Source organism: Mucilaginibacter sp. PAMB04168, assembly GCF_039634365.2.
GTDB lineage: Bacteria > Bacteroidota > Bacteroidia > Sphingobacteriales > Sphingobacteriaceae > Mucilaginibacter.
In genome coordinates this window covers 1,744,320-1,759,434 of record NZ_CP155079.2, presented here as the reverse complement: position 1 = coordinate 1,759,434, position 15,115 = coordinate 1,744,320, and the positions used below count along the sequence as shown (strand labels likewise).

The following is a 15,115-nucleotide window of genomic DNA, read 5'->3' as shown; positions in this document are numbered from 1 at the left end:
ATCTTTATTCGCTCCTTGCTCTTACGCCTCGTTCTTATGATGCAGCGGTACAAAAAATTTACTTTCTTCGTCTTCAGGATCTAATGATACGGATTGTGTAGTGGTATTACCCTGTACCCAGGCAAACACCAGCGGCAGTATGAGCAAGGATGCAAATGTAGAGAACAGCAAGCCGCCAATAACCGCGCGTCCTAACGGCGAGGTTTGGTCTCCCCCTTCACCCAGGCCCGATGCCATGGGTATCATACCCACAATCATAGCTAAGCTGGTCATTAAGATTGGGCGTAAGCGTAAAGCTACCGATTCACGCGCGGACTTTAAGGCGTCGCCATTAATCATGCGCAGCTCTTCTGCATTAGTGATCAATAGTACCGAGTTGGATATTGCAACCCCTACCGCCATAATCATCCCCATGTATGATTGCAGGTTGAGTGTTGCACCGGTAGCCCACACCAGCAATAATGAACCTAATATTACCGCAGGCACAGTTGAAAGCACCACAAATGATACTTTGAAAGATTGGAAGTTGGCTGTAAGCATGAGGAAGATAACAATGATGGCTACCAGCAAGCCAGTTTGCAAGCTTCCCAAGGTATCGCCAAGGGTTTGGCCTAATCCGCGTGGCTCAATGGTTAAACCCCGCGGCAACTCACCTAATGATTTAATTACCTCGTTTACATCATCAATAGCAGTACCCAAATCTTTTTTATGCAGGTTAGCCGTTACTGATAAGGTAGGTATGGCACCGATGTTATCATTTTCGCCGTAAGTGGTATCCATTTTTATACTGGCTACGTCGCTCAATACCGGGCGGCGCTGGTTAGCCATTACCGGTATCTCCTTAATATCGTTAACACTTTGCATCTGGTACTCGGGCACCTGTACCTGTACATTGTAGCTTAAGCCCACTTTTTCATCAAGCCACACATTCTTTTCGGTAAAGCGGGATGATGAGGTAGAGGCAATGAGCGAGCGCGATATATCACTTACGCCTACGCCTAACTGGGCAGCACGTGTACGGTCTATATTAATATTAATAGCAGGGTACTTAAACGATTGACCAATCTGCACATCGCGCATGTACTTTATTTGATTAAGCTTACGTAATATTTTGTAAGCATAAACTACATTCTGCTTTTTGTTTTTGCTGGTAATAGCCACCTCAACCGGTGTTGGCGACCCCTGGCTTAGTATCTTGTCCGTTAAATCAATCGGTTCAAAAGATACACGCACATTGGGCATGGCCTTCTTAATCTCATGCCTGAATTGTTCTTTCAAATCATCCAAACTACCATCATATTTCTCGCTCAGTGCCGCCTGTATAACCGCCTCCTGCGGACCAGCCATGAACAAATAAATTGGACTGGTAGAAAACTGAGATGGGTGCGTACCCACAAATGCAGAGGTTACAGCAATATTTTCTTTACCAACCATCTTGCGTAAAATCTGTAAAGCTTGCACCGTCATGGCTTCGGTACGCTCCAACCGCGTACCATCGGGCGAACGCAGCCTGACCTGGAAAGTGCCCGAATCAACTTTAGGCAAAACATCGCGGCCTATGGTAACAAATAGTAATACGGCAAGCCCGGTTGCGGCCAATACATAAATGCTTACTATCCATTTGCGCTTAGCCAGCATGCTATCCATCCAGCCCATAAAGCGATGACGGAAACGGTCAAACCGGGTTTCTCCCTTACCATGATCTTCAAGGGCGTGCTTTGCAGCTTCTTCTTTGGCAGCATGTTCATCCTGTATATCATCACGTGCAAAATCTTTTTTCTCATGGTCGTTCTTCATGAGCCAGTTGGCCATAATAGGTACAAAGGTTTGAGCTAAAAAGTATGAGGTGATCATGGAAAAGCCAATGGCTAGCGCCAGCGGCAAGAACAGTGCACCCGGAATGCCCTTCATAGTAAAGGCGGGCGCAAATACAGCCAGGATACAGAAAAGGATTAATAATTTAGGGAAAGCAATCTCCTTACAGGCATCCCATATAGCCAGGGCCTTAGGCTTACCCATGGCAAAGTGCTGGTGTATATTCTCAATGGTTACGGTCGATTCATCTACCAGGATGCCGATAGCCAGCGAGAGGCCACTCAGCGTCATGATGTTAATGGTTTGCTTAAATAAGGATAAGAACAGGATACCCGATACTATACAAGCCGGTATGGTCAAAATTACGATTAAAGCCCCTCGCCTGTCGCCCAGGAACAGCAATACCATTAAACCTGTGAGGATAGCGCCGATGGCCCCCTCCTCGGCCAAACTTTTTACAGCGTTGATTACATAGGTAGATTGGTCGAACACATAAGACAGCTTAACATCCTCGGGTAACAGGCTTTGGAAACGCGGGATGGCTTTCTTAAGGTTCTGCACCACTTCCCAGGTTGAGGCATCAGCAGATTTGGTGATTGGCAGATACACCGAACGCTTGCCGTTTACCAGTGCATAGCTGCTGGTAATATCTGCACCGTCTTCAACGGTGGCAACGTCATGCAAAAACACGGTTTGAATGCCGTTTTTATACAGCGGGATATCGCCAAAATCAGCCACTTTTTTCATGGAGGTGTTGGCAGGCGTAAGATAATTGAGGTCGCCTATGCGTACGTTACCGGCAGGCGAATTCAGATTGTTCTCCCGAATGGCGGTTACAATCTGATCGGGTGTTAAGTTGTGTGAGCGCAGCAGCGAAGGCTCAACCTTGATAACGACCGTGCGGGTGTTGCCACCAAATGGCGCCGGTGATACCAATCCGGGAACGGAGGTAAACGAAGAACGAACATATACGTTAGCCAGATCGAGCAATTCGTTGTTACTCCGGGTTGGACTGGTTAACACCAGTTGGCCAACTGGCAATGTGGACGCATCGAAACGCAAAATAAAGGGAGGTTGCGTACCTGGTGGAAAGATGGCCTGCGCACGGTTGGTATAACCAGATACCTCGGCAGCAGCCTGTGCCATGTTGGTACCTTCATAAAAAGAAAGCTTAATAAGTGTTAGGCCCTGAATGTTACGCGTTTCGATACTCTTTACACCCGATACATAGAGCAGCAGGTTAACATACTGTTTACCAAAATACGATTCCATTTGCGTAGGCGTATAGCCACCATAAGGATGCGAAACGTATATAACCGGCAGGTTCAGATCCGGAAAAATATCAATTTTAATACTGCGGATAGCATTTAACCCAAAGAAAAACAAGCCGGCTACTAAAACCAGTATGGTTATGGGTTTACGAAGTGCAAATTTTATGAGTCCCATGTATATGTTTTAGCCGATAAATAGCTTAAAAATTATTGATGAATAAATCGAAATCGCCGGTTGAGGCTGCCTTGAACAGTAAAGCTTGCCACACATTGTTATAAGCGATATAGTTGTTGGTTTCGGCCCTGTACAAAGTGTAAAGTGCCTGCTGAAAATCGGTAATGGTTGCCAGTCCGTTTCGGTAAAGTGTTACCTTTTGCAAATAAGCCTCATTAGCCGACCTGATTTGTACAGGTGCTTCCTGTGCATTCTTTAAGGCATTACTGATGCGGGTTTCGGCCAGTACCTGCTGGTTGCGCAATTGCTGGTTCACCAAATCGTACTCGTCCTGGTACTGCAGGGATGTAAACTTTTGCGACTGTACCTGGTACCTGGTGCGAAACAAACTGGTAAAGTTCCAGGAGGTAGCTATACCGATAAGGTAATTAAAGCGGGTTGGCTCAACCCCTCTGAAATAATCGGCAGAGTAGGCTACCGGCGTGTTGATAGCCGGCGCCAGGGTAAAGCCCGAGCCACGACCCTGAAACGTACCAATAAAAGAAAATGTAGGCAAGGCAAATGTTTTTTGATACCGGGCTTGCTCGTCGCTCACCTGAATACGGTTTCTATAAAATTGCAACACCGGATGATTTTGCTCATTGATTTGCGACGGCTTACCCGGGGCGCTTGGATTTTTAACCAGGAAAGTACTGTCCAGCACAAAATCCAGCGGCGGGGTGTTATATCCCAAATACTGTGACAGTTGATTTACCTGTTCCTGCTCATTGGTTTGTGCATTAGTCAGCTGTATTTTAGCATTCGATACTTCGGTATTGGCCAGTGATGAATCAACACCCGGATTTAGGCCATTTTTCACACGCGCTACAATAACGCGGCGGATTTCCAATGTACGATTCAGGTTGTCTTGTTGTACTTTTACAAGGCGCTGCGCAGCCAGCACGTTTAAGTAGGCGGCTGCTACCCTTATTTTATGCTGAAACTGCTGCTGCCCTAAGTCGGCCTCGTCACGATCAACCACACGCTTCTGCACTTTAATACGCTCGGCAGCACGGCCAAAAGCAAAAAAATCCCAGTTTACGTTAGTTAGATACAGGGCACCGAAAGCGGCATTCCAGTTTTGATGATTTAAGGCAGGGCCGGATGATGAAACTGCCAGGCCACGATATCCTACCAACGGACCATTTTGCCCATTAATAGTACCATATGCATTTTGAGCCGAAAAGTTAAGATCAGGCAGATACTCTGTCCGGGTTTCTTTTAGATATGCTTTAGATGAGTTAACCTGATTTTGTTTGGCTTTGATAGCCGGATAATTTTCAACGCCAAGCTGCACGGCATCCCTCATGCTCAAAGTAACTTTTTGCTGCGCCATACTTAAATGAGTATTGAGTAACGCAACAATAAATAAACAGATGCAAATTAATAGTCTGTTAAACATCAGAAAGGATTATTACGATAGAGATAGGCAAATGTAGTCTCTATTGCAAAAATTCAAAACCTTTAGGAGTTTAAACTTCTATTGTAAAAGGAATGTTGCCTGTAGCAGACGATAGCATGACAATTAAATTTTTCATCTTAAACTTATAATTTAAGCCAAGAGTTAACGTTGCTAGCCGTATTTTAAAACTTTCTCAGCGGTATATTTCCCGCTGGTAAGTGCCGCCTCAACCGTACCCATTGCCGGGCCCTGGTACATAAACTCACCCGCAAAATATAGTGTATTATCAACATGCTTATTTAACACTTGTAATGCATTAATGGTATCAACCGTGTCATAAGCGTAGGAGCCATATATGTATGGTTCGGCGGTCCAGTTAGCCACATGACAGGCTTGCAATTTTTCCCTTAAAGCTTCGGGACTACGGTTAAAGATGTGTGCCAGTGATTGCAGCGATTCTATCAATATTTCTTCGTCTGATTTATCTTTCCATTCGGCAGCTGCTGGTCCGCCAAGCCAGCCGGTTAACAAAGTACTGTGTTCAGGAGCTTGTGTCCACCAGGTTGGGACAGCCTCATCAGAAAACAAAAAGCCCATATTGGCAAGGCTTTTTCCAGCCAGCTCCTCGGTGGCTGCATCCTCCCAAAACGCCTCATCAAATTGCAGTAATATTTTTATAATGGCGCCAAAACCCAACCGCCGCAACGCCTGCATTTGATCGGGTACAGCCGGCTCAAAGGTAATAGCGCCCTTTGCATCCGCAGGTGCCTGCCAAACACCTAAAGGCAGCGCAAAAATAATTTTTGGAGCGTTAAAGCTTTCGTTATCGGCCGTCACAGCCGTTGCCTGGCCGAATTGCCATTGCACACGCGCAACCGGCGCATTCAGCAGCAAAGTGCCACCTGCTTGTTTAATGGAACTAACAAGATACTGTATCAGATGACAGTATCCCCCATCGATACGGTGTTGAGCACCCTCGTCTTCATTGTTCCACTCATTGCGCAACGCTAAGGTACTTACACGTGATGGATCGCTGGTATCGTAGCCAGCAGCAAATTTGCGTACTGATTCTTTTAACGCTTCAAATTTAACATCGGCAAAGTACTGCTTTAGAAATTCATCCAGGTTCATATCCTCCTGCAGGGCATTAAGCTTTTCCATCAGCAGGTCCCAGCCCTCAACCATACCGGCATTTTTGGTAAAGGTGCCGTCGCGGTACTGCCACATTTCGCCTCCGGCCGGCCTGTAGGTAATACCTGCTTCGTTAAGCAAGCTTAGGGTAACAGGTAAATCACCATGTACAAACTCGGCGCCGAGTTCGGCATGTTTAAAAAACACGGTATCGTCAACAGTGTGTATCCGTCCGCCGGTACGGTTAAGGGCTTCCAATACAATTATCTTTTTACCAGCTTTGGCTAATGTATGGGCCGCCATAAGACCCGCCGCACCTGCTCCGATAATGAGTACGTCTGCATTGCTCATAATTAAAATAAATCAATATTCTTTTGCTATTCATTAACGCAGTTAGTGGCTAAAAGTGTTGTTGCAAAAATAGCGTATCTACATCTTGAAGTGTGCTTAATACAGCTTTACGCTCATAAGGCAAATGCCTATTAAGCACTCCTTATAAAACAAGCGAAAGCGGAACGAAGGAGGCAGACATTACTGTCCGTATTTTAACTTATAATTCTCATCCAAACTATAACTCCAGCTTCAGGCCATCATAGGCTAACTTAATGTTCTCGGGCAGTTCTCGAGATACATCGGCATATTTGCCAAGTCGATGGCTGATGTGCGTAAAATAGGTAGTTTCAGCTCCTATTTTCTGTGCAAAAGCAATAGCTTCATCTAAAGTAAAATGTGATATGTGGGCTTCCTTTTGCAGTGCGTTTACCACCAAAGTCTTACTACCGTAGATTTTTTCCGTTTCTTTTTCAGTTATCGTTTTAGCATCAGTTATATAAGTAAAATCTGCTATGCGGAAACCCAATACCGGCAACCGGTAATGCATCACTTCTATAGGGGTAAACTTAAGGGGGCCTACCTTGAAAGGATCTAAGCCTATAGTATGCAGGTTAAGTTTGGGTATACCCGGATACTGATACTCAGCAAATATGTAAGAAAACTCCCGCTTTAGCGCTTCCTGCACCCGCGGCACTGCGTAAACGTCCATAGGCGTTTGCTGTATGTAGTTAAACGCGCGTATATCATCTAAACCGGCTGTATGATCTTTGTGCTCATGGGTAAACACTACAGCATCCAGGTGTTTTACACCGGCGCGCAGCATTTGGTACCTAAAATCCGGGCCGCTATCTATAACAATTACCTTACCTTCAGCTTCCACTAATATGGAGGTGCGCAGTCGCTTGTCGTGCTTATCAGCAGAGGTGCACACTTCGCACTCGCAGGCAATAACAGGTACGCCTTGTGATGTTCCGGTTCCTAAAAAAGTAATGATCACAGCTGCAGTTCGGTTTGTTTAATTTGGTGGTAAAATGTCAGCTGTTTTTCGTCTAGCACTTTCGGGTCAATCTCCAATTGCCTGATGAGTTCGGATACAGATTGTATTTTGCTTTCCAGGTTCGAAAACTTGTTCACCACAATCATGCGGCTACTTTGCAGTAAACAGGCACCGGTTTTAAAGTTACCTTTTTCATACCGCACTTTGTAGCCGGCACTTTTGAGCACGTTCTCCAGTTTTTCGAGCGTATGAGTGGTTGCAGTAAGCATTACTTTCAAAAGTAATAAAACTATTGCTTGTTGCTAAAGGTTTGTGAAGATGACTAGAACTTTATGACTTTCTTCGCATCTTTACCCTAATTCAACCGTATATCTGTATCATGAAAAAATTTGTGTTGCGTGCCGCCTGCCTTGTGTTTGTTATGTATGGCAGTATTTGTTCTGCTAAAGCGCAAACCAAGGGCTTGTTATGGCAAATCACCGGTAAGGGCATCAAACAGCCCACTTACCTTTACGGTACCATTCATTTGTTCGATACTTCCCTTTACCGTATACCACAGCCGGTAATGGCTAAACTGGCACAAACCAAAAAGGTGTACTTTGAGCTCGATTTTGGCAAGCTCAATCCGATAGAGTTGGTGCAATATGCCATGGTGACTGATAGCACTCAATATTTAAATAAGCTGCTGGACTCTGCATCGCTCCATAAACTGCAGGAGGTTGCCAAAACATCGCCCATGATGCAAATGATCGGGCCGGCTATGTATCGTTTAAAGCCTCTGTTTTTAACAACCTTGCTACTCAATAATGGCAAAGCCGTTACCATTGATATGGAAATGTACAATAAGGCAAAAACGTTGCATGCGCAAGTGGGCGGACTGGAAACTGTAGCTGAGCAAATGCAGGCATTAAATGCGATACCAGTAACCACCCAGGCCAAAATGATGCAAGACTTTCTGAAAACCTATACATCTGCCGATGCGATGATTAAAAAGCTGACCGAGTTGTACGTAAAGCAAGATACCAAAATGCTGCTAAAAGAAATGAACGATGATGCACCGTTAGATGCCAGCTTTAACGAAGCCCTGCTTATTAAACGCAACGTAGTTATGATTAACTGCATGCTTCCCTTGTTTGGCAAAGGCAGCCTAATGGTTGCTGTAGGTGCAGGCCACCTGGGTAGCGATGAAGGTTTGATTGCCTTACTGCGCAAAAAAGGGTATCAGCTTAAAAGTATACCCTTTGTATTTACCAAAGCACATTAAGTGTTTACCGCGTAATTGTATTGCTGCCGTACGTTAACTGTACGCATACGTACAGTTAACGCCTCAAATTTTACATAACATCCTAAAAGTAAAGAACTTACCTTACTGGCACAATCTTGTTAGCAGGATTTATATAAAGCACTGCTTAAAGGAAAGATTATGCTTAAAAATTACTTCAGGACCGCTGTACGCAGCCTTTTAAAGAACAAAGTTTTTACGCTTATAAATATAGTGGGACTGGCCATTGGTATTAGTGCTGCTATTGTAATTTACCTGGTGGTGCAGTATGATTTTAATTTTGACAAGGCGCATCTAAACGGCGACCGCATCTACCGCGTGGTATCTAACTTTAATTTTCAGGGGATGCAGGGCTACAACTCGGGCGTGCCCGCACCATTGGGAGCAGCTGTAGCCAGCCAGGTTACCGGCCTAGCGCAGGCAGCCCCCTTTTTTATGTATGATTACAATACAAAAGTAAGCATCACCGGCAGCCAGCCGCAGCCTGCTGTTTTCAAAAAACAAAAGCAAATCATACTTACCGACGGATCGTACTTTAAACTTATTAAATATAAGTGGCTGGCCGGTTCGGCCAATCAATCTTTTAAACAGCCTTATAAAGTTGTACTCACCCAAAGCCGGGCAAAGCTGTACTTTCCTGATTTAAACAATGCCAGTATTATAGGCAAACTCATCACTTATAATGATAGCGTTAAGGTGACCGTATCTGGCATTGTAGAAGATCTGGAGCAAACCACCGATTTTACCTTTCATGATTTTATAAGCCTGGCCACTGCAATTCATAACAAAAACCTGCTCCCTAACTATTATAGCCACGATTGGAACAACACTTCATCAAGCGATCAGCTGATGATTAAGGTCAGCAAAAATGCTTCTGTTAAACAGGTTGAAAAACAGGTTAACGATATTTATTACCAGAACAGTGCAAACAAGAAGATGAGCCGCACCCAATCCTTTGCCTTGCAGCCCCTAGCCGATATTCACTTTAATGCAAACTATGACAACTTTGACCAGCGTATTGCCAATAAGAAAGTGTTGTACGGCTTACTGGGCGTAGCTGCGTTCTTACTTATACTGGGTTGTATCAACTTTATTAACCTAAACACCGCACAATCGGCACAACGAGCCAAGGAGATAGGCATCCGTAAAACCATAGGCGGTACCCGCCGGCAGCTCATAGGTCAGTTCTTGACCGAAACCTTGTTGCTTACCTTGGCGGCTACATTAGTGTCGGCCTTATTGGCGGGGTATCTGTTACAAGTTTTCAGTGATTTTATCCCGGCAGGTGTTACTTATGCCATGATGTTTACGCCTCGTGTATTTGGTTTTTTGGTGGCTTTGATAATTATCATCACGCTACTTTCGGGCCTGTACCCAGCTATGGTTATGTCGGACTATCAACCTATCGAGATCATAAAAAATCAGCGGGGAGCAACAGCCGGTAAAGGCAATAAGCATTACTTACGCAAAGGGCTTACCGTAGCGCAGTTTGTAATAGCACAATTTTTTGTGATGGGTACCCTACTAGTGAGCAGCCAGATCCATTACCTACTCAACAAAGATCTGGGATTTAAAAAAGATGCCTTGCTTTATGTACAAGCACCTTACAGCAAGATGAATACTAATTTGGAACAGGTATTTGTGAATAAACTTAGAGCTATACCACAAATTTCCCAAATTAGTTTAGGCAGCGAACCGCCATCCTCAAGCAGCACCATGTCAACCCACATGACCTACAGAGACGGCAAAAAAGAAACCGAAACGGTTGTGTATTTAAAATACGGCGATCAGAATTTTTTTAATATTTACGGCCTTACACTATTAGCGGGCCGCAGCCCGCAAATGCGCGACACTTCCAGCGGTATTGTTATTAATGAAACATACGCCAAAGAACTAGGCTTCTCGAAACCCGACAATGTGGTTGGAAAATATATAGAGTCTAACGGCAATCACCTACAGATAGTGGGTGTAGTAAAAGATTTTCACCAGATATCGCTTCGTGCCCCTATATTACCGCTGGCACTGGCAACCAATGGCCAACGTAATTATAACCGCGTAGTACATATGGCCCTACGGTCTGGTACGGATGGCAGCAAATTGTGGCCCAAGGCCATCAGGCAAATTGAAAAAGCCTGGAATGAGGTTTATCCAGGTGAAGATTTTGAATACAACTTTGTAGATGATACCATAGCCAATTTTTACAAAGCCGAACAAAATACCGGCAGGCTGCTTAACTGGGCCACCGGCCTTTCGGTTTTTATTAGCTGTTTGGGTCTACTGGGACTGGCTATTCATACTACAAGCCAGCGTACCAAAGAAATTGGCATACGCAAGGTAATGGGCGCTACCATAAGCCAGATAGTAACCATATTAAGTTTCGATTTTGTGAAGCTAATTGTATTGGCCTTTGTAATTGCCATGCCTATTGCCTGGTATGCGCTAAACCAATGGTTACAAAGCTTTGCATACCACACCTCGCTTAGCTTATGGCTGTTTGTGGGCACTATAGGCGTTACTATTAGCATTGCCTTATTAACCATGAGCCTGCAAACCGTAAAAGCCGCCATGGTCAATCCTGTGAAGAGCTTAAGAAGCGAGTAAGATTTGATTTAATTAAAGCGAACTGCAAATAAATCCGTTCCATTTAAAACCTGCTCATTATGCTAAACAACTATTTTAAAACAGCGCTCCGCAGCCTGCTCAAGCACAAAGTTTTTACCATAATCAATATTGTGGGGCTGGCCATCGGCATTGGTGCGGCTTTAGTTATAGCCTTAGTGGTGCAATTCGATTTTAGCTTTGACAAGTTTGAACCAGATGGCAGCCGCATTTACCGGGTGGTATCTACTTACACTTACCAGGGCCAAACCAGCTTCAATTCGGGGGTACCTGTTCCTTTGCACCGTGTTATGGGTTCGGTTAGCGGCCTAGAACGGGCAGTACCCTTTCGCATCTATGGACAGGATCAGCGGATTGTAGTTCCGGCACCTAATACAGCTCCGGGCATTTTTAAAAACCAGGAAAACATCATTTTTTGCGACAGAGCATACTTCGAAATGCTGCCTTATAAATGGCTGGCCGGATCGGTTGCTACAGCATTGCAAAACCCAAACCGCATTGTACTTACCGAAAGCAGGGCCAAATTGTACTTCCCGGATCTAAAGCCTGAGCAAGTTTTAGAAAAAACAGTTATTTACGATGATTCGCTTAAAATGACGGTATCTGGCGTTGTAGCAGATCTTAAAGAAAATACCGATTTTAACTTTCATGACTTTATGAGCCTGGCCACCGCGGCAAATTTTAAACTAAGACCCAGCGGCGGCGATACAGATGGCGGTTACAACGAAACCAGTTGGAGCAGTACATCCTCTTATAATCAGCTTTTCATCAAAATTAGTAAGCAAAGTTCGGCCAGGCAAACAGAGGCCCAGTTGAATACTATGCTAAAAAATAATTTAGAGAAGAGTTCTCCCGGTGAAAGTCAAACCTTGAGCCTGCAACCACTCAGTAACCTGCATTTTAGTAGCGAGTATGACAACTTTGATCAGCGGGTGGTTAATAAATCTGTTTTGCACAGCTTATTGGGCGTGGCAGCATTTTTACTCATTTTGGCATGCATCAACTTTATTAATTTAACTACGGCTCAATCCTCACAAAGAGCACGAGAGATTGGCGTTCGCAAAACTATTGGTGGTACCCGGCAACAGCTTATAAGTCAATTTTTAACCGAAACTTTTTTGCTTACGCTTATTGCGGCTATCATTTCAATAGGCATGGCTTACCTGCTGCTCATTATGTTTGCCGATTTTATACCTGCCGGCATAAGCTACAGTATGATTTTTACCCCCGGCATGCTGCTGTTCATTTTTATTTTAATCATTGTTGTTGCTGTTATATCCGGTTTTTATCCTGCAGTGGTTATGTCATCATACCAACCGGTACAGGTACTTAAAAGTAATCCTAAAACAAGTAAAGGCGTATCATTCGGTTTGCGCAGGGGTCTTACCGTTACGCAGTTTGTAATTGCACAGGTATTTATTATGGCTACGATACTAGTAAGTAATCAAATACACTATATGCTTAATAAAGACCTAGGCTTTAAAAAGGATGCTGTAATGTATATACGTACGCCCTATAAATATGCAAACTCAAACTTAAAACAGGTTTACCTCAATAAGATCAAATCGATACCGCAAGTGGAAACTATAAGCCTTGGTAGTGATGCGCCATCATCAAACAACAGCCACTCTACTGCCTTTAGCTATCAAGATGGGAAAACAGAACGTGAAACCGATGTAGAGCTTAAGTATGCCGATGATAATTATCTAAATGTTTATCAGCTCAAGTTACTGGCCGGACGCAACCTGCAACCGCATGATAGCACAGGTGCTTATATTATTAACCAAACCTATTGTAAGTTTTTAGGCTTTCAAAACCCTAAACAAGCCGTCGGTAAACTGGTAAAAGTGAATGATAAAGAGGTGCCTATTATTGGTGTAGTTGCTGATTTTTACCAAAGATCATTACAGTATGCCATTAAGCCGGCGGCTATTTGCTTCAGTACTAACAATCGTTTTACCCGTACGTTGCACATTGCTTTAAAATCCGGCGCCAACAGTTCGGCAAACTGGAAAAATGCTTTGATAAAAATGGAATCCTCATGGCAGGAAGTTTTCCCCGACGATGATTTTGAATACCGCTTTGTGGATGAAAGCACAGCCCGCTTTTATAAAGCAGAGCAAAACACCGGTAAATTGCTTAAATGGGCTACAGGGCTTTCAGTTTTAATAAGTTGCCTGGGTTTGTTAGGACTGGCACTTTATACAACCAACCAGCGCACTAAAGAAATTGGCATACGTAAAATTTTGGGGGCCACTATTACTCAAATTGTAACCCTGCTTAGTGCCGACTTTATAAAATTGATTTTTGTAGCGTTTTCGATAGCTGCACCCGTAGCCTGGTACGCCATGAGCCACTGGCTGCAAAATTACGCCTATCATATCAACCCGGGCATTTGGCTGTTTGTTGGCACTATATTATCAACCATTACGGTAGCCTTGCTAACTATGAGCCTGCAAACCATTAAAGCAGCAATGGCTAATCCCGTTAAGAGCTTAAGGAGCGAGTGAGAGGTTGTAAGTTGAACTTCGTTTCAAACTGGTTTGTTTTGAATACCTTGAACCTACAACAAACAACCCATAACTCTCCTTACAATCCCATATTAAGCAAGTCCTGATATGCTTGCAGGTACTGGCCCACGTGTAATCCGTCCATTAAGGCGTGATGTACGTGGATGGATACAGGCATAATTTTTTGGCCATCGATATCGGTTATGCGGCCAAAGCTTATTTTGGGAACGCTTTCGTTGAAACTGAACATGCGCGCATGAGATATAGATGTGAAATTGATCCACGGCAGGGCCGAAAAATGAATTACATTTTGGCCTGATGTAGATGGCATGAGATCAGTGGTGTTTTGTACACGATCTATCTCCCGCTCGGCACCTTCCAAAAATTTATTGAACGAAGGGTTGTAATCGATGTACGAAAATCCAAATGTTCCATTAGGCCGGTTAATGGTGGCCGATGCATGTACCTCATTATAAACCATTACCTGATCGTCTTCGATCCGATACCTGAACGGCTCTACCATATTAGCTGCACCTAAGGATTGAAAAAGATAATATATAAACAAGGAAACGCCGGCTGCTTTGGCATGTTCATAAGCTAAGGTAAGGTCTACATTGACGGTAACACCGAAGTAAGGCTCCTCAAATTGCTTAAAAAATTCGAAGTGCTGCTTACGGGGCCAGTTTTCCAGGTCAAGCTTGTGTTTCATAAGGGTAAGTATTGTAAAATGTCCTGAATATGCGTTACGCTTTTAAAGTTCTCATGTTCAACCTGGCTTTCAACCATCTCGTGCACCCAGGTTATATGGTAAGGCACGTGTATAGCATAGCCGCCTATATTAAGCACAGGCAGTATGTCTGACTTGAGCGAGTTGCCCACCATCAACAGCTCCTGCGGCTGTATATCCAGATGCTTAACCAGCTTCTGGTAGCTGGCATCATCCTTTTCAGACATCACTTCGATATGATGAAAATACTGTGTTAAATTAGATTTCTTTAATTTACGTTCCTGGTCTAGCAAGTCGCCTTTGGTGGCTACCACCAACTTATAACGGCCCTGCAGTGACTGTAACACCTGCTCCACACCTTCCAGCAATTCAATAGGCTCGTTTAAAAGTTCTTTGCCCAGGTTCAGTATTTTCTCAATAGCATCAGCATTCATACGGCCGTCGGTTACCTTTAGCGCCGTCTCAATCATCGATAGCATAAAGCCTTTTATACCATAACCATACAAGCCCAAATTACCAATTTCAATCTTGAGTAACTCGCGCTCAATATCATGCGGCGACAGGAACTCGCTAAAAAGCGTGCAAAATTTTTCTTCGGTTCTCCTGAAGTAAGGCTCGTTAACCCAAAGGGTATCATCTGCATCAAACGCAATTACCTTTACATTCATCATAGTATCATTTTTGAGTTTGCAATTATAGGTAAATCGCCTATAACAAGGTATTAAAAGCGTTAAATCTTAAATACTCCTACATTAACAAGAGCGAAATAATTTGGTTATAACAACTTTTAAGAATATATTAGGGATGAAAATGG

At 43.8% G+C, this 15,115-nt stretch carries 10 protein-coding genes; 3 read left to right on the top strand and 7 right to left on the bottom strand.

Features of this window, described 5'->3' with window-relative positions; genetic code table 11:
- Positions 1-21 precede the first annotated feature (21 nt).
- The 5 genes from ABDD94_RS07670 to ABDD94_RS07650 form a co-directional block, all read right to left on the bottom strand.
- Positions 22-3,261, bottom strand: coding sequence for an efflux RND transporter permease subunit (locus ABDD94_RS07670; RefSeq protein ID WP_345955356.1), 3,240 nt, complete (start codon positions 3,259-3,261; stop codon positions 22-24).
- A gap of 25 nt (positions 3,262-3,286) precedes the next feature.
- Positions 3,287-4,636, bottom strand: coding sequence for a TolC family protein (locus ABDD94_RS07665; RefSeq protein WP_345955355.1), 1,350 nt, complete (start codon positions 4,634-4,636; stop codon positions 3,287-3,289).
- A gap of 237 nt (positions 4,637-4,873) precedes the next feature.
- Positions 4,874-6,184 (bottom strand): NAD(P)/FAD-dependent oxidoreductase, encoded by a 1,311-nt coding sequence (locus ABDD94_RS07660; RefSeq protein ID WP_345955354.1) that lies wholly within the window; start codon positions 6,182-6,184, stop codon positions 4,874-4,876.
- Positions 6,185-6,401: 217 nt separating this feature from the next.
- Positions 6,402-7,163: an MBL fold metallo-hydrolase gene (locus tag ABDD94_RS07655; protein ID WP_345955353.1), complete on the bottom strand. Its 762-nt coding sequence runs from the start codon at positions 7,161-7,163 to the stop codon at positions 6,402-6,404.
- Positions 7,160-7,432, bottom strand: a complete 273-nt coding sequence (locus ABDD94_RS07650; protein WP_345948228.1) for a hypothetical protein — start codon at positions 7,430-7,432, stop codon at positions 7,160-7,162. The genes ABDD94_RS07655 and ABDD94_RS07650 overlap by 4 nt, the downstream gene beginning before the upstream one ends.
- Positions 7,433-7,542: 110 nt before the next feature.
- Here ABDD94_RS07650 and ABDD94_RS07645 point away from each other — a divergent pair, with 110 nt between their 5' ends.
- The 3 genes from ABDD94_RS07645 to ABDD94_RS07635 all read left to right on the top strand — a co-directional run bounded on the left by ABDD94_RS07645 (position 7,543) and on the right by ABDD94_RS07635 (position 13,574).
- A complete protein-coding gene (locus tag ABDD94_RS07645; protein ID WP_345955352.1) occupies positions 7,543-8,427 on the top strand; it encodes a TraB/GumN family protein in 885 nt (294 codons plus the stop codon).
- A gap of 159 nt (positions 8,428-8,586) precedes the next feature.
- The gene (locus ABDD94_RS07640; protein WP_345955351.1) at positions 8,587-11,046 is read left to right on the top strand and encodes an ABC transporter permease; all 2,460 of its coding nucleotides are present in this window, start codon (positions 8,587-8,589) and stop codon (positions 11,044-11,046) included.
- 59 nt (positions 11,047-11,105) lie between these two features.
- Positions 11,106-13,574, top strand: a complete 2,469-nt coding sequence (locus tag ABDD94_RS07635) for an FtsX-like permease family protein (RefSeq protein ID WP_345955350.1) — start codon at positions 11,106-11,108, stop codon at positions 13,572-13,574.
- A 79-nt stretch (positions 13,575-13,653) separates the two neighbouring features.
- Here the strand turns inward: ABDD94_RS07635 and ABDD94_RS07630 are convergent, their stop codons facing one another.
- The gene (locus ABDD94_RS07630) at positions 13,654-14,283 is read right to left on the bottom strand and encodes a chloramphenicol acetyltransferase (protein ID WP_345955349.1); all 630 of its coding nucleotides are present in this window, start codon (positions 14,281-14,283) and stop codon (positions 13,654-13,656) included.
- Positions 14,280-14,972 (bottom strand): HAD family hydrolase, encoded by a 693-nt coding sequence (locus tag ABDD94_RS07625; RefSeq protein ID WP_345955348.1) that lies wholly within the window; start codon positions 14,970-14,972, stop codon positions 14,280-14,282. Before ABDD94_RS07625 ends, ABDD94_RS07630 begins: the two co-directional genes overlap by 4 nt.
- Between the last annotated feature and the right edge of the window lie 143 nt (positions 14,973-15,115).

What these genes read in the sequence shown, in the direction of transcription:
- ABDD94_RS07670 (WP_345955356.1), bottom strand. Translation starts at nt 3,261, where the DNA reads ATGGGACTCATAAAATTTGCACTTCGTAAACCCATAACCATACTGGTT.
- ABDD94_RS07665 (WP_345955355.1), bottom strand. Translation starts at nt 4,636, where the DNA reads ATGGCGCAGCAAAAAGTTACTTTGAGCATGAGGGATGCCGTGCAGCTT.
- ABDD94_RS07660 (WP_345955354.1), bottom strand. Translation starts at nt 6,184, where the DNA reads ATGAGCAATGCAGACGTACTCATTATCGGAGCAGGTGCGGCGGGTCTT.
- ABDD94_RS07650 (WP_345948228.1), bottom strand. Translation starts at nt 7,432, where the DNA reads ATGCTTACTGCAACCACTCATACGCTCGAAAAACTGGAGAACGTGCTC.
- ABDD94_RS07645 (WP_345955352.1), top strand. Translation starts at nt 7,543, where the DNA reads ATGAAAAAATTTGTGTTGCGTGCCGCCTGCCTTGTGTTTGTTATGTAT.
- ABDD94_RS07640 (WP_345955351.1), top strand. Translation starts at nt 8,587, where the DNA reads ATGCTTAAAAATTACTTCAGGACCGCTGTACGCAGCCTTTTAAAGAAC.
- ABDD94_RS07635 (WP_345955350.1), top strand. Translation starts at nt 11,106, where the DNA reads ATGCTAAACAACTATTTTAAAACAGCGCTCCGCAGCCTGCTCAAGCAC.
- ABDD94_RS07630 (WP_345955349.1), bottom strand. Translation starts at nt 14,283, where the DNA reads ATGAAACACAAGCTTGACCTGGAAAACTGGCCCCGTAAGCAGCACTTC.
- ABDD94_RS07625 (WP_345955348.1), bottom strand. Translation starts at nt 14,972, where the DNA reads ATGATGAATGTAAAGGTAATTGCGTTTGATGCAGATGATACCCTTTGG.